20 protein-coding genes, 5 tRNA genes and 1 pseudogene are annotated in these 21145 nt (G+C 62.7%); 7 read left to right on the top strand and 19 right to left on the bottom strand.

The features are described 5' to 3' along the window. Nucleotides 1-48: 48 nt before the first annotated feature. On the bottom strand, nt 49-456 hold the full coding sequence (locus VSR34_RS31520) for a gamma-glutamylcyclotransferase family protein (protein ID WP_028211381.1): 408 nt from the start codon (nt 454-456) through the stop codon (nt 49-51). A gap of 169 nt (nt 457-625) precedes the next feature. Between VSR34_RS31520 and VSR34_RS31515 the strand changes: the two genes are divergently transcribed. Continuing rightward, complete coding sequence (locus VSR34_RS31515; protein ID WP_042292035.1) at nt 626-1504, top strand: helix-turn-helix transcriptional regulator; 879 nt, start codon at nt 626-628, stop codon at nt 1502-1504. A 29-nt stretch (nt 1505-1533) separates the two neighbouring features. Here the strand turns inward: VSR34_RS31515 and VSR34_RS31510 are convergent, their stop codons facing one another. From VSR34_RS31510 to gltX, 7 genes are all read right to left on the bottom strand, one after another. After that, nucleotides 1534-1998, bottom strand: a complete 465-nt coding sequence (locus VSR34_RS31510; RefSeq protein ID WP_028211379.1) for a GNAT family N-acetyltransferase — start codon at nt 1996-1998, stop codon at nt 1534-1536. A gap of 176 nt (nt 1999-2174) precedes the next feature. Then, nucleotides 2175-2251 (bottom strand) — tRNA-Asp (locus VSR34_RS31505). Nucleotides 2252-2330: 79 nt separating this feature from the next. Further along, a tRNA-Glu gene (locus VSR34_RS31500) sits at nt 2331-2406 on the bottom strand. Nucleotides 2407-2477: 71 nt separating this feature from the next. Next, nucleotides 2478-2554 (bottom strand) — tRNA-Asp (locus VSR34_RS31495). A 75-nt stretch (nt 2555-2629) separates the two neighbouring features. Continuing rightward, nucleotides 2630-2705, bottom strand: a tRNA-Glu gene (locus VSR34_RS31490). A gap of 47 nt (nt 2706-2752) precedes the next feature. Then, nucleotides 2753-2828, bottom strand: a tRNA-Ala gene (locus tag VSR34_RS31485). Between the two features lie 234 nt (nt 2829-3062). Next, entirely contained in the window at nt 3063-4484 is a 1422-nt protein-coding gene (gene gltX, locus VSR34_RS31480) for a glutamate--tRNA ligase (RefSeq protein ID WP_342964455.1), read from the bottom strand. 490 nt (nt 4485-4974) lie between these two features. On the opposite strand from gltX, the gene VSR34_RS31475 reads away from it, so the two are divergent. Further along, nucleotides 4975-5919 (top strand): patatin-like phospholipase family protein, encoded by a 945-nt coding sequence (locus VSR34_RS31475; protein WP_342964454.1) that lies wholly within the window; start codon nt 4975-4977, stop codon nt 5917-5919. A 123-nt stretch (nt 5920-6042) separates the two neighbouring features. Here VSR34_RS31475 and VSR34_RS31470 read toward each other — a convergent pair whose 3' ends face one another. The 5 genes from VSR34_RS31470 to VSR34_RS31450 all read right to left on the bottom strand — a co-directional run bounded on the left by VSR34_RS31470 (nt 6043) and on the right by VSR34_RS31450 (nt 12498). Beyond that, nucleotides 6043-6753: a C40 family peptidase gene (locus VSR34_RS31470; RefSeq protein ID WP_028211376.1), complete on the bottom strand. Its 711-nt coding sequence runs from the start codon at nt 6751-6753 to the stop codon at nt 6043-6045. A 160-nt stretch (nt 6754-6913) separates the two neighbouring features. Further along, nucleotides 6914-8533: a dipeptide ABC transporter ATP-binding protein gene (locus tag VSR34_RS31465; RefSeq protein ID WP_028211375.1), complete on the bottom strand. Its 1620-nt coding sequence runs from the start codon at nt 8531-8533 to the stop codon at nt 6914-6916. Beyond that, the gene (locus tag VSR34_RS31460; protein WP_238327763.1) at nt 8530-9603 is read right to left on the bottom strand and encodes an ABC transporter permease; all 1074 of its coding nucleotides are present in this window, start codon (nt 9601-9603) and stop codon (nt 8530-8532) included. The genes VSR34_RS31465 and VSR34_RS31460 overlap by 4 nt, the downstream gene beginning before the upstream one ends. A gap of 34 nt (nt 9604-9637) precedes the next feature. Beyond that, nucleotides 9638-10675 carry an ABC transporter permease subunit gene (locus tag VSR34_RS31455; protein WP_028211373.1) on the bottom strand — a complete coding sequence of 346 codons (1038 nt, stop codon included), beginning with the start codon at nt 10673-10675 and terminating at the stop codon, nt 9638-9640. Nucleotides 10676-10701: 26 nt separating this feature from the next. Continuing rightward, on the bottom strand, nt 10702-12498 hold the full coding sequence (locus VSR34_RS31450) for an extracellular solute-binding protein (RefSeq protein WP_342964457.1): 1797 nt from the start codon (nt 12496-12498) through the stop codon (nt 10702-10704). A gap of 234 nt (nt 12499-12732) precedes the next feature. On the opposite strand from VSR34_RS31450, the gene fabI reads away from it, so the two are divergent. Further along, on the top strand, nt 12733-13521 hold the full coding sequence (fabI, locus tag VSR34_RS31445) for an enoyl-ACP reductase FabI (protein WP_028211371.1): 789 nt from the start codon (nt 12733-12735) through the stop codon (nt 13519-13521). A gap of 113 nt (nt 13522-13634) precedes the next feature. Here fabI and VSR34_RS31440 read toward each other — a convergent pair whose 3' ends face one another. From VSR34_RS31440 to VSR34_RS31430, 3 genes are all read right to left on the bottom strand, one after another. Next, on the bottom strand, nt 13635-13997 hold the full coding sequence (locus tag VSR34_RS31440) for a hypothetical protein (protein WP_342964453.1): 363 nt from the start codon (nt 13995-13997) through the stop codon (nt 13635-13637). 395 nt (nt 13998-14392) lie between these two features. Continuing rightward, on the bottom strand, nt 14393-14890 hold the full coding sequence (locus VSR34_RS31435) for a hypothetical protein (RefSeq protein ID WP_154671214.1): 498 nt from the start codon (nt 14888-14890) through the stop codon (nt 14393-14395). A 441-nt stretch (nt 14891-15331) separates the two neighbouring features. Further along, nucleotides 15332-16006, bottom strand: a complete 675-nt coding sequence (locus VSR34_RS31430; protein ID WP_342964452.1) for a TetR/AcrR family transcriptional regulator — start codon at nt 16004-16006, stop codon at nt 15332-15334. A gap of 119 nt (nt 16007-16125) precedes the next feature. Here VSR34_RS31430 and VSR34_RS31425 point away from each other — a divergent pair, with 119 nt between their 5' ends. Further along, nucleotides 16126-16551, top strand: a complete 426-nt coding sequence (locus VSR34_RS31425) for a PaaI family thioesterase (protein WP_154671215.1) — start codon at nt 16126-16128, stop codon at nt 16549-16551. On the opposite strand, the gene VSR34_RS31420 is transcribed toward VSR34_RS31425, so the two are convergent. After that, nucleotides 16548-16757 carry a hypothetical protein gene (locus VSR34_RS31420; protein WP_342964451.1) on the bottom strand — a complete coding sequence of 70 codons (210 nt, stop codon included), beginning with the start codon at nt 16755-16757 and terminating at the stop codon, nt 16548-16550. The genes VSR34_RS31425 and VSR34_RS31420 overlap by 4 nt on opposite strands. On the opposite strand from VSR34_RS31420, the gene VSR34_RS31415 reads away from it, so the two are divergent. Both VSR34_RS31415 and VSR34_RS31410 read left to right on the top strand, forming a co-directional pair. Then, nucleotides 16743-17768: an aromatic ring-hydroxylating dioxygenase subunit alpha gene (locus VSR34_RS31415; RefSeq protein ID WP_342964450.1), complete on the top strand. Its 1026-nt coding sequence runs from the start codon at nt 16743-16745 to the stop codon at nt 17766-17768. The two genes, VSR34_RS31420 and VSR34_RS31415, sit on opposite strands and share 15 nt — an antisense overlap. 82 nt (nt 17769-17850) lie before the next feature. Continuing rightward, nucleotides 17851-18108 carry a hypothetical protein gene (locus VSR34_RS31410; protein WP_155836830.1) on the top strand — a complete coding sequence of 86 codons (258 nt, stop codon included), beginning with the start codon at nt 17851-17853 and terminating at the stop codon, nt 18106-18108. A gap of 111 nt (nt 18109-18219) precedes the next feature. Here the strand turns inward: VSR34_RS31410 and VSR34_RS31405 are convergent, their stop codons facing one another. Further along, the gene (locus VSR34_RS31405; protein WP_342964449.1) at nt 18220-19908 is read right to left on the bottom strand and encodes a flotillin family protein; all 1689 of its coding nucleotides are present in this window, start codon (nt 19906-19908) and stop codon (nt 18220-18222) included. Nucleotides 19909-19988: 80 nt separating this feature from the next. Further along, complete coding sequence (locus VSR34_RS31400; protein ID WP_342964448.1) at nt 19989-20636, bottom strand: YqiJ family protein; 648 nt, start codon at nt 20634-20636, stop codon at nt 19989-19991. Nucleotides 20637-20647: 11 nt separating this feature from the next. On the opposite strand from VSR34_RS31400, the pseudogene VSR34_RS31395 reads away from it, so the two are divergent. Then, nucleotides 20648-20808: pseudogene (locus tag VSR34_RS31395) on the top strand (IS200/IS605 family transposase); the annotation flags it as partial. Nucleotides 20809-21145: the final 337 nt, after the last annotated feature.

Here is a 21145-nt window from a genome sequence, read left to right as displayed (position 1 = left end):
AGTCCGCCGGGCCTTCGAGTTTTCACGCGGTCTTTTCCTGCTGAGCGGTCAGCGCGTGCGCCGGTACGCGACCCAGTCGCCGCCGGCGATTTCGGGGCGTCCCGCGATGGCGGCAGGCGCGACCGGATAGTAGAGACAAGCGACGCGATCGCCCCGCATCTCGACATCCACTTCGCTGGAAACGAAGAGCCCGTCTAGGCCGGGATAGACCTGCTCGATTTCGTCGAGTACGGGGAGCAGCGCATCGTCGATTTCATAGACGTCGCCGACCACCGACGATTGCGCATGCGCCGGCGCGGCGACCATCCCCGGATAGCTGCCGAAGTCGAAGAGCCGCCCGGCGACGGTCGCCCGACCGAGGTGCCGCGGGCGCGCAATGGCATGGCGATCCGCTGCCAGGTTGATGTCGTTGATTTCGCCCGCGCGCAGCGTGCCGTAGACGAACACGTATTTCATGGCTGTTCTCTCCTTCAGGGCGGCTCGCTGCAGACGAGCACGCTATCGATTCGCCGACATTATGCCCGGCGATAGTGCGCACGGGCCGAACCGCCGATCCCGAGGCGTCTACAATGGCTGCGCCACAGCCGCGAAACCCGCCGCCTCTCATCTGCGTCGCCTGCACGCCATGCCCCACGAATCGCCCGAACACGTGCCCAACCCTGTGCCGCCCACTGCCGAGGTCATCGATATCCCGCCCGAGGTCGCGCCCACGCCCACGCATCCCATCCGCGTGCGCTCGCGGCCCATGCCGGCCGGCGTCTACATCGCGCAGCACTCGCATGCATGGGCGCAGCTCGCCTACTCGTCGCGCGGCGTGCTGCGCGTGGCGACACCTGGCACGACGTGGATGGTGCCGCCCTCGCGCGCGATCTGGGTGCCGCCTCGCGTGACGCACGAAGTGGTGATTGTCGAGGACGCGTTCCTGCGCACGCTGTACGTGGACGAAACGGTGATCCCGCCTGGCATCGACGCGTGTCGCGTGGTGGAAGTCTCCGGGCTGCTGCGCGAGACGATCGCGGCACTCGACGAGCGCGCCATCCCCCCCGCGCGCGAGCGGCTGCTCGGCACGCTGGCGCTCGACGAGATCACGCGCTCGGCGCCGTTGCCGCTAGCCGTGCCCATGCCCGAGGAAAAGCGCCTGCGCGCGCTGTGTGAAGCGCTGCTCGCCGATCCCGCCGGACCCGGCTCGCTCGAGTACTGGGCCGCGCACGTGGGCGCGAGCACGCGCACGATCGCACGGCTCTTTCGTCAGGAGCTTGGGGTGAGCTTTTCGCAGTGGCGCCAGCAGGCGATCCTCGCGCGCGCGATCCCGCTGCTCAATCAGGGACGCCCCATGGCCGCCGTGGCGCGGGAACTCGGCTATCAGAGCCAGAGCGCGTTTTCGGCGATGTTCCGGCGTGCCTTCGGCGAGAGCCCGCGCGCCTTTATCGCGCGCGGCACGGGCGATCGCGATGAGGATGAATCCGAAGATTATGTCGCTGCTGCGCGCGATGCCCCGCGTTGAGTCGCGCTAGCGGGTCGTTGCGTACGCGCTCACACCAGCCGCGTCATATGGCGGATCGAGCCGAGGCGCGCAAGGCGCGGCCCTGCGACCCGATAGCCCATGCGCAAATAGAGACGCGCGGCCGGGTTATCGACGAACACACGAAGCTGCAATTCGCGCAGGCCGCGCTCGCGGGCCCACCGGTGCGAGATGTCGAGCAGGAACGTACCGGCGCCATTGCCGCGATAACCTTCCGCGATCTGCACATCGCGGATATGCAGCGAGTCGCCCTCCTGCGTCACGCGCAGCACGCCGATGGCCTCGCCATCGAGTTCGAGGATGAAGTTTTCGGACTCGCGATAGCTCGCCAGAAAGAGGTCGCCGCGCCAGACAAGGTGATGCCGCAGATAGTAGCCACCCATGTTGTTGCGCGTGAGCGTCTCGGCGAACTCGAAATCGTCCATGGTGGCGCGGCGCAGCTGAAACTGCGACGCAATGTCGTTCGGTGCGAACATGTCGGCAAGCGGGGAAACAGGTTTCGACAACGCTACGATAACGCGCTGCCGGCGGCAATCGCAGATTGTCCGTACGCTCAAGGAAAACGATAAACGGGGTAAAGACGAGACCGAACTACGCGAAAAGTCTGCGGAAAAAGAAAAAGCCCGTTGGACGTATCCAACGGGCTTCATTCTGGCGGAGCGGACGGGACTCGAACCCGCGACCCCCGGCGTGACAGGCCGGTATTCTAACCGACTGAACTACCGCTCCAGCTTGCTGCTCCACCGGCGGGCGTCGGTCGATTCCCGCTGGCGGCGTCGCCTCACTACCTTGGCGCCGCATTTTGATTTGGCGTCCCCTAGGGGATTCGAACCCCTGTACTCACCGTGAAAGGGTGATGTCCTAGGCCTCTAGACGAAGGGGACAACACGGGCTTGCGCCTGTAATCGTCACTTTAACTAAAAAGCCCGCTCACAATTTCTGAACGGGCTCGATCTGGCGGAGCGGACGGGACTCGAACCCGCGACCCCCGGCGTGACAGGCCGGTATTCTAACCGACTGAACTACCGCTCCAGTTCGACACAAACAGATGGATGTCGGCTGATTTCCACCTGATGCTTCGCCGATCTCATCGACGACGCTCATGTCTGGCGTCCCCTAGGGGATTCGAACCCCTGTACTCACCGTGAAAGGGTGATGTCCTAGGCCTCTAGACGAAGGGGACATGATCTTTGCAGACTATGCCTTTGCTACAGTTACTGCCTGTTCTTTTGGTGGAGGTAAGCGGGATCGAACCGCTGACCTCTTGCATGCCATGCAAGCGCTCTCCCAGCTGAGCTATACCCCCTTGCAGAACAGAAGCGAGATTTTAAACATCAATTTCGCTTTAGTCAAGAGCTTTTGGATCGTTTTTTGCAGCGCGCCGATGTTTCCACGAAACATCCTTGCCCGATTCTGCGGCTCTTTGCGTGAGATTTGCCGCTTGTTTGCAGCGATCTCGCGCTCCGTATTCAACGGAGCCCGAATACTACAAGAACTGTTGCCCGGGCGCTAGGGTCCGGGCAAAAAATTCTTCAAAAATTTACACCGCCGCCGAAATGCCCTTCTCGATGCGGCTCACCACCGCTTCGCGTCCGAACAGCACGAGCACCGCATCGACAGACGGCGTATGCGTCGTGCCCGCCACGAGCAGACGGGCCGGCATCGCGAGCTGCGGCATTTTGAGCTTGTGCGTGGCGAGCGTCGCCTTCAGTGCGGCCGAGACGCCCTCCTTCGTCCATTCCGCACTCTTGAGCGCAGCGGCCAGATCGGCGAGCGCCGTGCGCGCTGCATCGGTCAGGTGCTGCGCGAGCGCTTCGGCTTCCGGCTGCGGCTCGCGGTAGAACATCATCGCGCTTTCGGCAATCTCCTTGATCGTGTTCGCACGGTCCTTGAAGAGCGCGACCACGCCTTCGAGCGACGGCCCCTTCGCGAGCGCGGCTTCGTCCACGCCCAGCGCGGCGAAGAACGGCTTCGACAGCTCGGCGAGGCGCGCGTTGTCCACTTCCTTCAAGTAGTGGTTGTTGAGCCAGTTGAGCTTGTTGTGATCGTACTGCGCGGGCGACTTGCCGAGATGCTCGAGGTCGAACCATTCGACGAACTGCTCGCGTGTGAACACTTCGGCATCGCCGTGCGACCAACCCAGACGCGCGAGATAGTTGAGCACCGCTTCCGGCAGATAGCCGGCATCCCGATAGCCCATCACGCTCATCGCGCCGTGACGCTTGCTCATCTTCTCGCCCTGCTCGTTGAGCACGGTCGGCAGGTGCGCGTAGACAGGCGGCTCGGCGCCTAGCGCACGCAGGATGTTGATCTGGCGCGGCGTGTTGTTCACGTGGTCGTCGCCGCGAATCACGTGTGTGATCTTCATGTCGAGGTCGTCCACGACCACGCAGAAGTTGTAGGTCGGCGTGCCGTCCGGGCGAGCGATCACGAGGTCATCGAGCTCCTCGTTCGAGATCTCGACGCGGCCCTTCACGGCGTCGTCCCACGCCACCACGCCAGTGAGCGGGTTACGGAAACGCAGCACCGGCTGCACGCCCCCGGGCGGCGTGGGCAGCACCTTGCCCGGCTCGGGGCGCCACGTGCCGTCGTAGCGCGGCTTCTCGCCGGCGGCGCGCTGGCGCTCGCGCAGCGCGTCGAGCTCTTCGGTCGACATGTAGCACGGGTAGACGAGGCCCTGCTCCTGCATCTCTTTGAGCACTTCGCGATAACGGTCCATGCGCTGCATTTGATAGAAGGGGCCTTCGTCGAAGTTCAGGCCGAGCCATTCCATGCCTTCGAGAATCGCGTCGACCGATTCCGACGTCGAGCGCTCGAGATCGGTGTCTTCGATCCGCAGCACGAAGACGCCCTTGTTGTGGCGCGCGAACGCCCACGGATAAAGCGCGGAGCGGATGTTGCCGAGGTGAATGAAGCCGGTCGGGCTCGGCGCGAAGCGGGTACGGACGACAGAGGTGGTCATGGGCGATTACTCGAAAGCGATGCCGTCCGGCACCCGGCGCTGGCGGTAAAAGCAGCAACGGCGGCGGACGACTGGGGTTCGCGGCGGGGAGCACAGCGCGTTCGACTCGCGCCAGCAGCGCGGAGCGCCGGGACACGCAGGCACGCGCGCGAACGGGAATCCGGGAAAATTCGAGTCCGGATTATACCCGCCGCAGACTGCTTCGGCCCGGGGTGAAGCCCCGCGCGTGCCCTGCGTGCCGTGTTTGCCCATGCGCGGGTCGTCGCGCTCGCGGACCGCGCCCACCGGGGTGCGCGTTGTCATATGCCGACACATCGCGTTACATGCACGCTCGCTAAACCCGCCGCGCTTTGCCTTATGATGTCGTCGCGCCACCACCACGATGCGGCGTCGCGCGCGCAAACAACAGACACTCGAGCGCACGCGAGCAGACCCGGGCATCGCGCCGTTCCTTCGTGGAACACGAACGCGGGCCGCATGGAGAACTTTCTTGAAGTCGTCATCCCCCTCGCGGAGCCGCCGCCACTTTTCGCTAGCGGCCGCCTCCACCGTCCTCGCCGCGTGCTCGACCGCGGGCACGCAGACCGCCAGCGTCACGCCGCCTGCCGCCACCACGCCCACGCCGTCCGCGGCCAGGCCTGCGCGCCCGGTTCGCGTGGGACTCGCGCTTGGCGGCGGCGCGGCACGCGGCTTCGCGCACATCGGCGTGATCAAGGCGCTGGAAGCGCGTAACGTGCAGATCGACTTCGTGGTCGGCACGAGCGCGGGCTCGGTCGTGGCAGCCCTGTACGCGTCGGGCATGAATGGTTTCGCGCTCAACAAGCTCGCCCTGACGATGGACGAAGCCTCGATCAGCGACTGGGCCATGCCGTTTCGCACGCGCGGCCTCTTGCAGGGCGTCGCGCTGCAGAACTACCTGAACACGACACTGCGCGATCGCCCCATCGAAAAGATGGCGAAGCCGCTTGGCGTCGTCGCCACCGACCTGCGCACGGGGCAGCCCATCTTCTTCCAGCGCGGCAACACGGGTATCGCGGTGCGCGCGTCGTGCAGCATCCCGTCGCTCTTCGAGCCGGTGAAGATCGCAGGCCGTGAATACGTGGACGGCGGCCTCGTGAGCCCGGTGCCTGCCTCCTTCGCGCGCAGGATGGGTGCCGATTTCGTGATCGCCGTCGACATCTCGGCGCGCCCGGAATCGGCCTCGACACTGAGCCAGTTCGACGTGCTCATGCAAACCTTCACGATCATGGGCCAGACGATCAAGACCTACGAGCTCGACAAGTACGCCGATGTCGTGATCCGCCCGAATCTCAATGCGATGTCGAGCAGCGACTTCACTCAGCGCAACGCGGCGATCCTCGCGGGCGAGGAAGCCGCGGCACGCGTCATGCCGGAACTCGAGCGCAAGCTCGCCGCGGCGCGCGTGGCGGCCTGAGCGTCAGGCCGCAGCGGCCTTTGGCAGGCGTACAAACACCAAAAGCCTGCTTCTTTCGAAGCAGGCTTTTGGTTCGCTGCGTGTGCGCTACGACTTTGCGATAACCGCGCGCTCAGTCGCCGCTCAGTTGCCGCCGTTGCCGTCGAACTGCGCGCTCACGCGCTTGAGGCTTCGCTGCTGGTCCGGCGTGAACGACGTTTCGACTCGGCGGGCGCCCGTGAAACGCTTTTCCCAGTAACCGTCGTCGAGGTCGTCGACACGGATCGTGCTGCCCGTAGACGGCGAATGCACGAACTTGTTGTCGCCGATGTAAATGCCGACGTGCGAGAACGTGCGACGCATCGTATTGAAGAACACGAGGTCGCCCGGCTTCAGGTTGCTCATGCTGACCTTCTCGCCCACGCGGCTCATTTCCTCGGCGCGCCGCGGCAGCGACATGCCGAGCGTGTCCTGGAACACGTAGCGCACGAAGCCGCTGCAGTCGAGGCCGGAGTCGGGCGTGCTGCCGCCCCAGCGGTAACGCACACCGATCATGTTGAGCGCGCCCACAACGACGTCGCCGGCCTTGCCGGCCATGCCGGAAAGGAACGCCTTGGCGCCGCCTTCGGTCGGGGCAGGAGCCGCCGCCGGGGTCGCCTGGTTGGCATTCTGGAGTGCGTTCTGAACAGCAGGGATGGACTGCGGATTCGCCGAATTGCTCGGCGAAAAGGAGGCATTCTGGTTGAAGCTGCTTACTTCGTCGGCGAACGCGCCGGTAGCTGCGGCCATCAGTACGCCGATGAACATCCCGGCGACGGCGCGCGTGCAAGCCTGGGTCAGGTATCGGTGCTGCATTGGTCGGTAGAAATTGCCCGTAAATCAGGGAGTTAGTGGAAAAGTTTGGACGATACTAGCCAGTAAGTATTTGTGTGTCAAAACAAATAGAAAAATTCAATCGCGATATTCACTTCATTGACGAATTTCACAACGTGGAACCCTAAAGTTTCGTCGAAGGTCACCGCATGAAGGCGGCTTTCAACAACTTTTGCGTGTAAGGATGGGACGGCTTGTCAAAGATGCTCGAGATCTCACCCGCCTCGACAATGGCCCCGCTCTGCATCACCACGACCCGGTGCGCCATCGCGCCGATCACCGCCAGGTCGTGGCTGATGAAGACGTAGCCGAGGTTGTACTTGCGCTGCAGATCTGTGAGCAATCGCAGTACCTGCTGCTGGATCGAGACGTCGAGGGCGCTGGTCGGCTCGTCCAGTACGATCACGCGCGGCTCGAGCACCAGCGTGCGCGCGATGGCAATGCGCTGGCGCTGGCCGCCCGAGAACTCATGCGGGTAGCGTTGCAAAGCCGTGCGATCGAGGCCGACTTCACGCAGTACGCCCACGATGCGCTTGCGCCGCTCGTCGCCGGAAAGATCGGGCCGATGCAGCGCGAGCCCTTCTCCCACGATGCGCTCGATGGTCTGTCGCGGCGAAAGCGAACTGAACGGATCCTGAAAGACAACCTGCAGATGCGAGCGCAACGACAGCTTGTCGCGCCCCTGATAACTCGCGATCGGGCGTCCCTGGAACTCGACCACACCGCCCGCCGTGCGCTGCAACCCCAAGAGGGCCATGGCGAGCGTCGTTTTGCCCGAGCCCGATTCTCCGACGATCCCGAGCGTCTCGCCCTGGCGCACCGAGATGCTCGCGTCGTTCACCGCGCGATAGCGCCCCTTGCGCCACCATCCGCGAAAACCGGGCAGTCTGGTTGAAAAGTCGACGATCACGTCCTTCGCCTGCAGCAGTACCGGCGCGATCGGCAGCACGGGCAGCACGTTGCGCTCTGGCCGGCTCGCGATGAGCCGCTGCGTGTACGAGTGCTGCGGCGCCTCGAAAATCTGCTCGACGCTGCCCGACTCGACGAGCCTGCCCTTCTCCATCACGGCCACGCGCTGCGCGAAGCGGCGCACGAGATTGAGGTCGTGGGTGATGAGCAGCACCGACATGCCGCGCCGCTGTGCCTCCTCGCGTTGCAGTTCGAGCAGGAGATCGACGATCTGGCCGCGGATCGTCACGTCGAGCGCCGTGGTCGGCTCGTCGGCGAGCAACAGGCGCGGGCGGCACGCGAGCGCCATCGCGATCATCACGCGCTGGCGCTGGCCACCCGAAAGCTGGTGCGGATAGTTCGAGACGCGCCGCCGCGCTTCGGCAATGCCGGTACGCTCGAGCAGCCCCACCGCCTGCTCGTAGGCCTCCTTTTTCGGGACGCCATCGTGCAGCATGATGGTTTCCGCGATCTGCTCGCCAATCGTATAGAGCGGATTGAGCGCCGTCATCGGCTCCTGGAAGATCATCGCAATATCGCTGCCGCGCAGGCCGCGCATCGCGCGCTCGCTCTTCGCGAGCAGATCGTTACCGTCGAGACGGATCGTTCCGCTGACCTGCGCATCCTGCAACAGGCGCAGAACGGCGAGCGCGGTCACGGTCTTGCCCGAACCCGATTCGCCGACGAGCGCCACGCGCTCGCCTCGCCCGATCGCGAGCGTGACGTCGTCGACGGCGAGGGTCTCGCCAAAGCGCACGCTCAGATGGTCGATCGACAAGAGCGGCGCGGCAATGTTTTCCGGCTGGGCGCTCACTGATTGCCTCCGGCTTTCATGGCGTCGGAGATGCGCGTGTCGAGGGCGTTGCGCAGCGCGTCGCCCATGAACGTGAGCAACAGCAACGTGACGACGAGCACGCCAAACGTCGACATCGAGATCCACCATGCGTCGAGATTGCCCTTGCCCTGCGCGAGCAACTCGCCGAGGCTCGGCGTGGGCGGAGGCACGCCAAGACCGAGGAAATCGAGGCTCGTGAGCGCGAGAATCGCGCCGCTCATGCGAAACGGCAGGAACGTGATGACCGGCGTGAGACTGTTGGGCAGCACGTGACGCCAGATGATCTGCCAGTTCGAAAGCCCCATCGCGCGCGCGGCGAGCACGTAGTCCTGGTTGCGGTTGCGCAGGAATTCGGCGCGCACGTAGCTCGCGAGCCCGATCCAGCCAAAGAGCGACAACAGGACGATGAGCAGGATGAAGCCCGGCTCGAATATCGCGGCGAAGATGATGAGCAGATAAAGCTCCGGCATCGAGCTCCAGATCTCGATCAGGCGCTGCCCGAGAATATCGACCTTGCCGCCGAAGTAACCCTGCACCGCCCCCGCCAGAATGCCGATGATCGTGCCGATCGCCGTCAGCACCAGCCCGAATTCCACGGATACGCGAAAGCCGTACAACAGCCGCGCGAACAGGTCGCGTCCGCTCGCGTCGGTGCCGAGCCAGTTCTGCCGCGACGGTGGCGCGGGATTCGGCACCTTCGAAAAGTAATTGAGCGTGTCGTAGTAGTACGGATTGGGCGGATAGATCGCGAAGTTGCCGGGTGCGTCGAAACGGTGGCGGATGTAGGGATCGAGATAGTCGGCAGGCGCAGGAAAGTCGCCGCCGAACGTCGTCTCCGGATACTCCTTGAAGAGGGGGAAGTACAGATGACCGTCGTAGCGCACGACGAGCGGCTTGTCGTTGCTCCAGAGCGGCGCCGCGAGGCTGGCCGCGAACGCCACGACGAAGACGATGAGGCTCCAGTAGCCGAGCCGCTGCTGCCTGAAGCGCAGCCACACCCGCCGTGCGGGCGTGGGCGATTTGAAGGCGCGCACAGACTCGGTGCGCAACTCGGGCTCTGCGCCGGCACGGACTCGGTTCAACTCAGCGCTCCAGGTGTTCGAATTGGATGCGGGGATCGACCCACACGTAACAGAGATCGGAGATCAGATTGGTCAGGAGTCCGATCAACGTGAAGAGATACAGCGTGCCGAGCACGACCGGATAGTCGCGCCGTACGACGGATTCGTACGAGAGCAGCCCGAGGCCGTCCAGCGAAAAGAGCGTCTCGATCAGCAGGCTACCTGTGAAAAATGCGCCGATGAACGCCGACGGAAAGCCGACCACGAGCGGCAGCAAGGCGTTGCGAAACACGTGCTTCCAGAGCACGGTGCGCTCCGAGAGACCCTTCGCGCGCGCGGTCAGCACGTACTGGCGGCGGATCTCTTCGAGAAAGGCATTCTTGGTCAGCATGGTCGTGACGGCGAAACTCCCCACCACCGAGGCGGTCACCGGCAACGTGATGTGCCAGAGATAGTCGAGGATCTTGCCGCCGAGCGAAAGCGTGTCCCAGTTGTCGGACGTGAGATTGCGCAGCGGGAAGAGCTGCAGGAACGAGCCGCCGCCGAACAGCACGAGCAGCAGAACGCCCAGCACGAAGCCTGGAATCGCATAACCGACGAGCACGACGAGGCTCGTCACGAGATCGAAGCGCGAGCCGTTGCGCACCGCCTTGGCGATGCCCAACGGCACCGATATCAGGTAGGTGAGAAAGAAGGTCCACAAGCCGATGCTGATCGACACCGGCAGCTTCGAGATGATGAGCGACCACACGCTCTGGTGGTGGAAATAGCTCTGCCCGAGGTCGAGGCGCGCGAAGCGCCCGAGCATCAGGAAGTAGCGTTCGAGCGGCGGCTTGTCGAAACCATAGAGCTGCTTGAGTTGTGCGACCTGCTGCGCGTCGACACCGGAATGCGCGCGCATGCCGAACGGCATGCCCTGCTCCGCGCCCCGCCGCAACTCGCGCACCGCCTGCTCGACGGGGCCGCCCGGCACGAACTGGATCACGCCGAAGGTCAGCGTGAGCACGCCGAGCAGCGTCGGGATCATCAGCAGCAGGCGTTTGACGATGTAGCTCCACATATTCGTTGCTTCCGTCGTGTCCGTTGTCAATGACGGGCCGCTTGCGGCCCGGGCTGCGGCTTGAACCACCACGTCGAGATGATCCAGTCGTTCGCGCCATAGTACAGCGGCAGCTTCGCCGGATACGCCAGCGTGTTCTTGTAGGCCACGCGGTGCGTCGCGCTGTACCACTGCGGCACCACATAGTAGCCGTGCATCAGCACCCGGTCGAGGGCATGGGTGGCGTCGAGCAGCTGCCGGAGCGTCTGCGCCTGCGTGAGCGCCTTGAGGATCGCATCGACTGCCGGCGACTTCAGGCCGAGCAGATTGCCCGAGCCCGGCTCGTCGGCGGCCTTGCTGCCGAAACGGTCGACCTGCTCCGCGCCGGGCACCTGCACGTCGGGGAACTTGATGGTCGTCATGTCGAACTCGAAGGCATCGAGCCGCTTCTGGTAGAGCGCGAAATCGACCGAGCGATAGTTCACGCGAATGCCGAGGCGCGCGAGGGCCTGGGTGTACTGCGCCATGATCGGCGCCCACTGGGCCGACGCGCTCGTGTCGTCGAGCACTTCGAACGTGAACGGCTCGCCCTTCTCGTTGCGCAGCGCCCCGTCGCGATAGGTCCAGCCGGCCTCGGCAAGCAGCGCGCGCGCCTTGAGCAGGTTCGCGCGCAGCGAACCGGGCGGGCTCGTGTCGGGCTGGACGGGCGGCGGCCCGAACACGGCGGGATCGAGCACATGGCGCCACGGCTCGAGCAACGCGAGCTCGCCCGGCGACGGCAGGCCCTTCGCCTGCAACTGCGTGTTCGCGAACCAGCTGTCGATGCGACGGTACTGGCTATAAAACAGCATCCGGTTGAGCCACTGGAAATCGAGCGCGAGATCGAGCGCGCGGCGCACGCGCACGTCCTGAAACGCGGGCTTGCGCAGGTTCAGGACGAAGCCCTGCATGCCGGTGCCGTTGTGGTGCGGGAACTCGCGCTTGATGAGCTCGCCGCTGTCGAAACGCTTGCCGACATCGCGCCGCACCCAGTTACGCGCGACATATTCGACGAGCGCATCGTACTCGCCCGCCTTGAAGGCCTCGAGGCGCGCCACGTCGTCCGAATAGAGCTTGAACGTCACGCGCTCGAAGTTGTGGGTGCCCACGCGCACGGGCAAATCCTTGCCCCAGTAGTTAGGATCCAGCTTGTAGGTGATCGTGCGCCCGTTCGAATAGTGGTCGATCACATACGGGCCGCTGCCGATCGGCTGCTCGAACGCGAGCTGATCGAAGGCAATGCGGCTGCCGTCCGGGCGCAGGCCCCACTTGTGCGAGAACACCGGCATGCCGCCCGCGATGAGCGGCAGCTCGCGGTTGTTGGTACGGAACTCGAAGCGGATGGTCGAGGGATCGACGACCACCGCACGCGTGATCTCGCTGAAATACGCCTGCATGGAGGGCGCGGCCTGACGGCTCTTGAGCGTCTCCAGCGAAAACTTCACGTCTTCGGCCGTCACGGGGTCGCCGTTCGAGAAGCGCGCCTTCGGATTGATGTGGAACGTCACCGAAAGCGCGTCGGGCGCGATCCGGATATCGTCGGCGAGCAGGCCGTAGGCGGACGCCACTTCGTCGAGGCTGCCCGTCGTGAGGCTTTCGAACAGCATGCCGAGCCCCGGCGCCGCATTGCCGCGCAGCGTGAACGGGTTGAACTTGTCGAAGCTCGTGAGGCGATCGGGATTGGCGAGCACGAGCGTGCCGCCCTTGGGCGCATCCGGATTGACGTAGTCGAAATGCGCGAATCCTTGCGCATACTTGGGCTCGCCATACTGCGCTATGGCGTGGACCGCGTGCGCGGACGGCATCGCCGACAGCCCGAACACGAGCGCCACGCACGCCGCCGCCAGCCTCTTGCCAGGCGCGAGCCGCCCCGCAGGAACCGTTGCCCCAAGCGCGTCGAGCGCCGCCCTGCCTCGCGTTCCTGTCCTCATAGATCGGTATTTGTCCGGGGTGCCTTGTCAGTTGTGAGAGAATTCTACCCAAACCACGCGGCGCCACTCCAGGAGGCGCCTGGGCAATGATCTGATTTAGGAGAATTCATGGGCTTCCTCGCTGGCAAACGCATCCTGTTGACCGGCCTGCTTTCGAACCGTTCGATCGCATACGGAATCGCACAAGCGTGCAAGCGCGAAGGCGCGGAACTGGCATTCACGTACGTCGGCGACCGCTTCAAGGACCGCATCACCGAGTTCGCGCAGGAGTTCGGCAGCGACCTCGTGTTCCCCTGCGATGTAGCCGACGACGCCCAGATCGAAGCGCTGTTCGCCGACCTCAAGCAGCACTGGGGCACGCTCGACGGCCTCGTCCACTCGATCGGCTTCGCACCCCGCGAGGCGATCGCCGGCGACTTCCTCGACGGTATGACGCGCGAGAACTTCCGCATCGCGCACGACATTTCGGCATACAGTTTCCCGGCGCTCGCCAAGGCCGCGCAGTCGATGCTCGCCGACAACGCGTCGCTGCTCACCCTCACCTATCTCGGTGCGGAACGCGCCATCCCGAACTACAACACGATGGGTCTCGCGAAGGCCTCGCTGGAGGCCAGCGTGCGTTACCTCGCGGTTTCTCTCGGCGGCAAGGGTGTGCGCGTCAACGGCATCTCGGCCGGCCCGATCAAGACGCTTGCGGCAAGCGGCATCAAGAGCTTCGGCAAAATTCTCGACTTCGTCGAGCAGAACGCCCCGCTGCACCGTAACGTGACCATCGAGCAGGTCGGCAACACCGCCGCGTTCCTGCTCTCCGACCTCGCCGGCGGCGTGACCGCGGAGATCGTTCATGTCGACTCGGGCTTTAACGCCGTGGTCGGTGGCATGGCCGGCCTCGACTAAGCCAGCCACTTGCTCGCGCCTCGTTGCCCGAGCAACGATCGGCAAACGAAAGCCGCCCGATTGGGCGGCTTTGTTTTTGAGGCGGTGCCGCGATGTGCGTCGCGACTGGCAACTCAGTGCCAATGCCCCGGAGGGCCACCGTGGTCGCGATCGTAGTGGCCACGGCCATGATCGTAATAACCGCGGCCGTACCCGCCGTGGTGGCGATACCAGTCGTCGCGGTCCCAGTAGCGGCGGCCGTCCCAGTAACGGTCCCCATGCCAGCCCATCACGATCGCCGGCGGGGCGGCATACACCGGCGCGGGCTGATAGACGACGGGCGGCGGAGGCGGCGGCACATAAACCGGTTGCGGCGCGACATAAACGGGGGCCGGAATACCGATGTTGACTCCAACGCTCACGCCCGCCATGGCAGCACTTGATGCGCCGACAGCCATGCCCCCGAGCAGCATCGCAACAACACGTGGGAACTTCATTGACTCACCTTTCGGGTTTGATGTTTTGTTGAAGCCAATATAACGCAGCGCTCGCAGGCTTCGTATTTCAAAGTTGTAAGAACTGATGCACAAGAATGCCCCGGCTTCTGTGCGGTTACGTCTCGTTACATGGATACGAACGCTCGCGGCGGGCGGGGCAGGCCGTATCGGTGCACCGCGCGCCAGCCTTGCCGGCAGCGCGAGCCGCGGCGGTGCGAAGGATAGCACCGCCTGTGCCGGAACGTGCTGGCGCCGACGGGTCTTGCGCTGATGCGCGTACAAGCGGCACGGACGATCGGGTCGCAACTTCATTCGTACCCCGAACGGATTTTCCGCACCGCTTGTCTTCGCCGTGCCCCCCCGAATCGGCGCCGGACAACGAGTCGCGGTTTGGCTTAGCGATAGTCCATTACCAAGGTGGCGTACGAGTTGCGCTCGGCCTTCGACAGCTTCTGCGCGAGCGTGAGTACACCGCCTGAGGCGCCAATGAGGTAACGTCCCGCCGCATCTGGCGAAACCCGTCGTCCGGATCCGTCAGTGAAGCCAACCCGAATGCGGCGACGCGTGGCCGAGCCCGCCTCCGAAACCGGACCATTCGAAGCCACAACCGATACTTCCGCACGCGGCGCGGCGTTCGGGGCACTGCTATAGGCGACCGTGGTGACACCATTGGCGGCGTCGTAGCCTTGACGCCCCTCCATCGTCGCCAGCGCAGCGGAAGGACGCTTGCCCATCGCGATGTCGAATGTCGGCGCGAGGACCGCGCCGACAAAGCGAATCGTCCCGCCATCGGACCATGCCCATGCCGCTACATTGATGCACAACGTCGCCGTCGCGGCAACGCCCATCAGCGCGTATCGCATCGATGCCTGCTTTCCATGCCTTGTTTTCATCGAACCCTCCGATCGATAAGTTCCCGGGACCGCTTGACTGCGGTACTCTTATTGACGGCATGTCATCGAAAATATTGACTGACGTCAATCAACTTTTGTGCGTCGTCGTACGGAGCGATGAGGAAGCAACACTTTCAGCAGATTCTGACAGAATAATCTGTCATATCTGAATATTCGCAATCCTATTTAAATAATGTGGCCCACGGCAAGCGAGACCAACGGTGTCAACCTTGCAGCGAAGCGCTGCCCACTTGATGGCTCGCCCTCGGGTCAAGCCGATGCCACCGTTGGGTCACTAACATCCGTGCTCCGGCCCGAGGAAAGAGACGAACCGACACCGCGCGCCGTCCGGCTCGCGTCATCGCCCGCCTTGTCAAACGCCCTATCCCCCTGGATATAGCGTCGACGTGGTCACCTCAGTGACCCCAGGTGTGCGCGCGCTCACCTTCGATGGGAATTATTCGCCCCGCAGCTCACGCTGTTCAGATAGCCAAGGAGCGCCAAATTCAATGAGCGACGCAGGCTCTCTTGATCCAAAGGATGACGAGTGTCGGAAAGATGACGGATATGAGCATGCGCGATCAGGCCATAGGCGATGGTCTGACAGGTCCGTGCGACGTCATTGGACGTCACCGCCAGATCAGCCCGAGCCTCTTGAAGGATCCGTTCCCATGCCAGCACGAAGCGCTCGTACATCGGTGCATAGGCCGACAGGCCAGAGAATCGGCGTTCCAAAAGATAATGCACTCCCCAATGCGCTGGATGATCGGCGTGCGCCGTCAGCAGACGATCGATCGTCGCCTGGATGGCACGTTCGAGCGACACGTCGGCGTCGATCACCAGGGCCGGCGCGTCTTTCAGCGTCTTCAAAAGCACCTCGGTACGTAGATGGACGCAGACTCTCGCCAGATCGTCCTTGTTGGCAAAATAGTCGTAAAAGCTACCCAGACCGGTGCCCGCCAGATCGACAATGTTATGAATGGTGATGGCTTCATAGTCGTTTTCCATCAAAAGCCGAACAAACGCCTCCTGAAGCGCCCAGGAGGTCTGATGTGCACGCGACTGTCGCGGCTTTCGCCTCCGCATGCTGGGGCGAATCGCGGGACCGGTCTTCATTCGCCAAATAATCCGAACATGAAAGCGAGCAGGAGCTACTACCATAGCATGTGACATTTTGCATACCTAACCTGCTACGCCGTGCGGGTGACAGGGCGCCGATGATGAGGAGATCGCCAATGGACGATATGCAGGCATTTGCCCGCCGGATTTTCGAATCCCAGCCCTTCAGCCACTTCCTCGGTGCTGAATTGGTGGCGTCCTCCAGCGATAGCGCTGAACTGGCGCTGACGGTACGGGATCACCACAAACAGCAGCATGGTTTTGTCCACGGCGGCGTGATCAGTTATCTCGCCGACAACGCCATCACCTTTGCCGGAGGTCTGGCTATGGGCGGAAACGCTCTGACGGCGGAATTCAAAATCAACTACATGCGACCGGCGATAGGTGCTCGCCTCGTCGCGATAGCGCAAGCACGTAGCACCGGAAAACGGATGGTGGTCTGCCAGTGCGACATTTATGCCATCGATGGTCAAGCCCGAAAGCTCTGCGCCCTGGCCCAGGGAACGGTCGTTCCGGCCGCCCAGGACATGCAACGAGCTTAAGGGGTTTCGGCCGAAGGGGAACGACGATGCGTCACCACATTCAGCGGCAGACACTCGATGCCCTGCTTGCCCAGCATCGGCAGGGACGCGATCAGGTCATGCTCGATCGGATTGAGCACATACCCGTCAACCTCCACACCCACCCGGACGTGCTGCGACAGGAAATGACCAGCGTATTCCGGTGTTACCCGATGCTGGTGGGCCATGCATCGCGCCTCCAGGAGCCAGGAAGCTACCTGCTGAGCGATTGGGCAAAGTTTCCCTATGTGATCGTCCGGGACCATGAGGGGCCATTGCGTGCCTTCCTCAACCTATGCCGTCATCGCGGCGCCCGCCTTGTCTCCGGTCGAGAACCCTGCCTCAAGGCCTTCATCTGCCCGTTTCATGGCTGGTCCTACGGGCTGGATGGACGGCTCAAAGGGATCACGAAGCCCTACAACTTCCCGGACCTCGATCGGGGAGCGTTCTCCCTGATCGAACTCCCGGTCGTGGAACGTGCCGGTCTCGTCTGGATTCACCCCACGCCGGGTGCGGACATCGATCTGGATCGCTATCTGGGTTCCCTGGGCGACGATCTGGATTATTTTAAACTCGACGATCTCGCCCGGTACCGCAAAACCCGTGTCATCAAGCAGGCCAACTGGAAGCTGCTCATCAAGACCTATCTGGAGGGGTATCACGTCCCCTACCTCCATCGCGACACCCTCTCCCAGGCATTCCGGCAAGGCGTTATCGTCCATGATGAAGTGGGACCCCATATTCGTCTGGTGGCGGCACGCACCCAGTTTTCCGAGCGGATGAAGCGCGAGCGTGCCAAGCGGGACATCCTGGATGTCGATTCGGTCTACTACGCGTTCTTTCCCCACGCCTTCTTCATCATGCACCCGGACTACGTGTCGATCAACCTCTTCTATCCCGAGGCCCCGGATCGAACGCTCTGGACCCACGAGATGCTCTACCGGCCTGAACGGTTCGAGGGCGGGGCGGGACAGAAGGCCTTGGAGAAACGCTTCCGGTACACCAACGACACCGTGTTTGATGAGGAGGATTTCGCGGTGGCCGAGGGCGTGCAAGCGGGCCTGGTCTATGGGGGCAACACAGTCCATACGCTCGGTCTCGAAGAGGGACTACTTGCCATGTTTCAGCAAAATATCGAAACGGCCATTCGTACACACGATCTATCTGGTGGAGGGGCAGCGCGTGCGTCCGGTTCTTGAGCACCTCGTGACAGATGTATCCGAAGCGAATTGGGATCGGGCGCCGATCGACGGAGAATGTACGGCAGGCCAGCAGTATGAGATGAAACGCACCATCGCGGTTGGCTCTATTGCTCCCGCGGGATTTGCGACGCTAAAGCTCACCGGGAAGTCAGTGCACGTGGATTACGGTAAGGCCGCCGATAGCTGTTGGCGCGGACAAACATCCAGACCGCAGACGAAAACCGTGAGGGAGGTAAGCGATGTCTCAATCAGCTATCGCGACGGTGCCTATCAGGTTCCGCAGGCGCTCACCGTTATGCCGAAGGCGCCTGGTCCGTACGTTTATGTTACGGAATGACCGTGCAATCAGATGGCCGCGTTCCAGGACAGGTCCCTCGACGCTCACGGATTCGCCACGCTTGCGCCGATGCGCTACAGCATGATGCGGCGCATCTGGCGCAAGCGCGGTTCAACGTGCCACGCCGTCGCCCGCGGGAAGCGGTTCATGCGCGGCTGGAACAACCTGTGCCATCTCGGCCGGCACGACACCCGCCACCATCGACTGCAACGACGTGCCGTTCAAACCGATTTCCTTGAGCAGCGAATCGACGAGCGGTGCATGTGCGCGATAAGCGAGCGCCGCCGACATGGCCTGTTCGGCGAGATTGCTGTTGCCTGCCGTGCCTGACACACCGTCGATCGATACGGCACCACGATTCAGGCCGTCGACCTGGATGATCTTGATGCCTTCAATCGCCTTCATTGGCTCGACCGTCTGCTGGATCACCGCCGGCAGTGCCTGGAGCAAGGCCAGCTTGAACTTGAGGCTCGTCTGATCCGAAGACAGCGTGTTGATCGCGTCGTTCAGCGCGCGCTGTGCCTCGGCGTTCGCCAATCCCTTCTTGCGCTCCGCTTCCGCGAGTTCGACGATCGCAGTGGCCTGCATCTGCGCGGCCTCTCGTTCGGCGCGCGCCTTCGTTGTGATGTGTACCGCGTTGGTTTCCGCTTCCTGCGCGGCTTCGATCAGCGCGACCTGCTTGGCCCGATCGGCCTCGGCGGTGCGGCGAGTCGTTTCGACGAGCTGCTCGGCCTTCACGGCCTCGGCCAGCGACTCGTTAGCACGCGCCTGCGCCTGCGATTGCGCCTCCGATTTCTGCGCGATAATGATCGCCTTTTCCTGCTCTGCGATCTGCGTCACGCGCGACTGATCGATCTCCTTCACGCGTACTTCGCGCTCGGCTTCGACCTTGCGCGATCGCACCGCCTGCTCGCGCTCAATTTCCGACTCCTGCACCTGGCGCTCGGCGACGATGCGGCTTTGCTCCGCCTCCTGATGACGTTGCGCCTCGAATGCGGTGATGCGCGCGGTTTGCTCCGCCGTGCGCGTCTTCACCTGCTGCTCCTGCTCGAGCTTCATGAAGGCTTCCTGCTGTTCGATTTCGAGCCGCTTCGCCAGTGCGTCACGATTCTTCTCGCGCACCGATACTTCCGTATCCTGCTCGACTTCGTTGCGCTCCTTGCGGCGACGCTCCGTTTCCTGCGTGAGCTTCGTGAGACCTTCGGCATCGAATGCGTTGTTCGGATCGAAAAACTCCTTCAATGTCTGGTTGAAGTTAGTGAGGGACACGCTTTCGAGTTCCAGGCCATTCTTCGTCAAGTCTTCCGCCACGGTGTTCTGCACACCTTGCACGAACTTTTCTCGCGCATCCTGGAGATCCTGCATCGTCATTTGCGCGGCCGTCGAGCGCAGGGCATCGACGAACTTGTCGTCCACCAGCGCACGCAGATTCTCCGGCGCGAGCGTGCGCTGGCCGAGCGTTTGCGCGGCCGTCGAAACGCCTTCCGACGTGGGCTTGACGCGCACAAAGAACGCCACCACGACGTCCACACGCATGCGGTCTTTGGTGATCAGGCTGTCACGCGACGCGCGGCTCACTTCGAGCTTCAGCGTGTTCATGTTGATGGGAATGACTTCATGGAATACCGGTAACACTATCGCGCCGCCGCTCATGATGACACGCTGACCGCCGAGGCCAGTTCGCACGAACCCCCGCTCGGCCGATGCGCGCACATAGAGCCGCGAAAAAATCAGACCGATCAGACACAGCGCCAGCACCATCGCAAAACCGACGGCTCCCCATAACATAATCGTATTCATTGCCTTTTTAAACTCCCAAAGTAAAGAACCTGCGATGGCAGACGTACAACGTCATGACGCTTGCCGCAGCGCAGTCCACGTCACTCATGACGCGGACTTTTGATCGCGCGATACAGCGACGCGGAAACGCGCGCAACGATCAACACCGTTTGGCCACGTACAAAAACATGACTACCATCGTCCGGCTCGACTCGCAGGTAGTGCGCCTGGCCGAATTCATCGACGAAACGCGCTTCGGCCGGATTGCCTTGCGTAGCCTCGCCGGTCACGATACGCACCGGCCTGCCGATGAAATCGATTTCCGATAACGCGCTTGTTTCTTCCCGAGGCATTAACCGGCCGAGCGGCTTGCCGACTTTGCGGACGAAACACAGCGCGATTGAAAAGGCGAAAATAGCCGCAACGAATGGCGGCAGCATGAAATGAAAGAGCAAGTGCAGGACCGATTGCAGCATCAAGCCGGAAATCGAGAAGCCCGTGAGCAGCAACACCATCAAAACCAGAAATGGCACGCGGCCCACGTGAAGCCAGCCGAGAAACTGTCCGGCAATGCCCGTTTGCACGCAACCGCCATGATCGATATCGAAGTGATGAACCAGCATGTTGCCTGCGTGCTCACTTGCGCTAAAGCCGAGCAATAACGTCAAGACTTCCAGCAAACCTATCGCGATCATCACGCCGATCGCAGCGATGAACGGCGCGTATCCTGCCAGCAGCTGCGCGGTCATGAGTTGCACAGATGAGCGAGTACATCTTCAAAAGCCACAACGCTACAGTGTTGTCGTATCAACTGGTGTCTCCTGCGAAGGGTCGCCGTTCGATCGTGTTCGATGATCGAGTCGACAAGGTTTTGAAAGAGGCTCGCCTTGAGATAGCGCGCACTACCAGATGAAGTTCCTGAACCATTCGGCCACGCTGAACCGGATCCGATGTTACAGGCAATCGCCCCTCCTTCATCTCAAAAAAACGGAGTGGGGCCAGTACGCAAGATTTCGTCGACGTCATGAAACCGATCCATCCCGAAACCTTCCATACGTTTATTTCGAGACAAATAGAGCACTCTAAAAATATTCCGATAGAATTTTAAAGATGAGAATTTGATTCGGAATACTAGTTATCTGGCGAACCGCCAATCTCAAGAAGCAGTCTATCGGTCGCCGTCCGCCCTCTTGCGGAAAACAAACGGAACCTCGCGCAGCACATCCAGTTCCTCGCGAACGGTGTCGCAACCGGGGTC

This window comes from Paraburkholderia sp. JHI2823 (genome assembly GCF_038900695.1).
Lineage (GTDB): Bacteria > Pseudomonadota > Gammaproteobacteria > Burkholderiales > Burkholderiaceae > Paraburkholderia > Paraburkholderia mimosarum.
The sequence above is the reverse complement of the archived record's forward strand: the minus strand, read 5'-3'. Positions and strand labels throughout refer to the sequence as shown.

Coding starts and splice junctions, on each gene's coding strand:
- VSR34_RS31520 (WP_028211381.1), bottom strand. CDS start 456: ATGAAATACGTGTTCGTCTACGGCACGCTGCGCGCGGGCGAAATCAAC.
- VSR34_RS31515 (WP_042292035.1), top strand. CDS start 626: ATGCCCCACGAATCGCCCGAACACGTGCCCAACCCTGTGCCGCCCACT.
- VSR34_RS31510 (WP_028211379.1), bottom strand. CDS start 1,998: ATGTTCGCACCGAACGACATTGCGTCGCAGTTTCAGCTGCGCCGCGCC.
- gltX (WP_342964455.1), bottom strand. CDS start 4,484: ATGACCACCTCTGTCGTCCGTACCCGCTTCGCGCCGAGCCCGACCGGC.
- VSR34_RS31470 (WP_028211376.1), bottom strand. CDS start 6,753: ATGCAGCACCGATACCTGACCCAGGCTTGCACGCGCGCCGTCGCCGGG.
- VSR34_RS31455 (WP_028211373.1), bottom strand. CDS start 10,675: ATGTGGAGCTACATCGTCAAACGCCTGCTGCTGATGATCCCGACGCTG.
- VSR34_RS31450 (WP_342964457.1), bottom strand. CDS start 12,498: ATGCCGTCCGCGCACGCGGTCCACGCCATAGCGCAGTATGGCGAGCCC.
- fabI (WP_028211371.1), top strand. CDS start 12,733: ATGGGCTTCCTCGCTGGCAAACGCATCCTGTTGACCGGCCTGCTTTCG.
- VSR34_RS31440 (WP_342964453.1), bottom strand. CDS start 13,997: ATGAAGTTCCCACGTGTTGTTGCGATGCTGCTCGGGGGCATGGCTGTC.
- VSR34_RS31435 (WP_154671214.1), bottom strand. CDS start 14,890: ATGAAAACAAGGCATGGAAAGCAGGCATCGATGCGATACGCGCTGATG.
- VSR34_RS31430 (WP_342964452.1), bottom strand. CDS start 16,006: ATGAAGACCGGTCCCGCGATTCGCCCCAGCATGCGGAGGCGAAAGCCG.
- VSR34_RS31425 (WP_154671215.1), top strand. CDS start 16,126: ATGGACGATATGCAGGCATTTGCCCGCCGGATTTTCGAATCCCAGCCC.
- VSR34_RS31415 (WP_342964450.1), top strand. CDS start 16,743: ATGCTGGTGGGCCATGCATCGCGCCTCCAGGAGCCAGGAAGCTACCTG.
- VSR34_RS31420 (WP_342964451.1), bottom strand. CDS start 16,757: ATGGCCCACCAGCATCGGGTAACACCGGAATACGCTGGTCATTTCCTG.
- VSR34_RS31410 (WP_155836830.1), top strand. CDS start 17,851: ATGAAACGCACCATCGCGGTTGGCTCTATTGCTCCCGCGGGATTTGCG.
- VSR34_RS31405 (WP_342964449.1), bottom strand. CDS start 19,908: ATGAATACGATTATGTTATGGGGAGCCGTCGGTTTTGCGATGGTGCTG.
- VSR34_RS31400 (WP_342964448.1), bottom strand. CDS start 20,636: ATGACCGCGCAGCTGCTGGCAGGATACGCGCCGTTCATCGCTGCGATC.